Annotated in this window: 1 protein-coding gene; it reads left to right on the top strand. The window is 61.9% G+C overall.

Annotation, left to right across the window (positions count from 1 at the left end):
- On the top strand, positions 1-1,243 hold a 1,243-nt coding region (locus AC3G88_RS29375), incomplete at both ends, for a T6SS effector phospholipase Tle3 domain-containing protein (RefSeq protein ID WP_488894492.1).

Genomic DNA, 1,243 nt, shown 5'->3' with positions numbered 1-1,243 from the left:
GGCCGCTTCAAGATTCCACTACGCAATATCGCTGGCGCTGACTTCTGGAAACGAAAGGAAGCCGATTGCGGACCATGGTTCTGGGGCGGCGGTGCGTTTCAGAACGGTACGAACAGCCTCCAGCAAATGTGGAACGGTCTGGGTTTCAAACGCAACCTCATGGGCTTCGTCGATCTGGAGGCGATGAATTCGGAGCCAGAGCGGCAGTTGCAGGACGCACCGCCGCGCGACTATTACCCCCATGCCGCGCAGCGGCTGGCCAACCTGATCGACAAGATCCGTACAAAGCATCCGCACGACACGATTTCGGTGATGTCGCACAGTCAGGGCACGATGATTGCCCTGGCAGCCTCGGCGCTTTGCAAGACACGGGCGCCGGACGCGCTGTTCCTGATGAACTCGCCCTACGCGCTCGACGACAAGCTCGCGGATGGCGCGACATGGAGCGATGCCCGCCCTTCCGAGGCAGCGCGCGTGCAGACGTTTCGTAATTTCGCCAATCGGATCAAGGCGGAGAGGCGCCTGCTGGACGACCGACTGCTGGTCCAGCAGCGGGTTGGCAGGGGCCGGAATGGCAAGCGTTGGCGCCCCTTCAGCGAGATCACGCCGACGGTGAGCGAGCGCGACAACCACGGGCGGGTCTATGTCTACTTCAGCCCGCACGACCGCGTCATGGGCCTGACGACGCTGGAAAGCATCGGATGGCAGGGGCTACCGGACGACCTGCTTGCCGAACTGGGCGATACGGTCAAGCAGCGCATGCTGGCTCGCCTGACGCCATGCGGCGACGCGCCCGGCATCAAGCGGTTCGGCACCCTGCCGGACATGAAATACGGCAGCCACTGGGACCCCAATAATACGAAGCCGTTCTGGGATGGGAATCGCGGCCCGCTCTTCAACGCCATGAAACTGTGGACAGTGCCCCATCCCGATCAAATGGTCACCGTCAATGCCGAGGCCGTGGCAAATCCGTTGACGCCTGAGGAGACCGCGAATTTCGATAAGGCCGTTACGGACGATGATGTGCGGGCCATGGGGGAAATCGATCCCGACACGGGCCGGTATTTCAAGCCCGAGTTTCCGTATTTCGAGTCGATTTATGAGCCGAGTTACCAAAATCGCGGCCAGGACATTTACAGCGGCGACCGGCCGATTCGAACGCTGGAATCGGCTGAAGAGGCGCGGGATCGGTTCCGCCGGCACAAGCCCGAACCACCCGACCACAGCACGCTGCCCGAACACA

The sequence above is a fragment of the Cupriavidus sp. 86D6 genome (assembly GCF_057815095.1).
The sequence above is the reverse complement of the archived record's forward strand: the minus strand, read 5'-3'. Positions and strand labels throughout refer to the sequence as shown.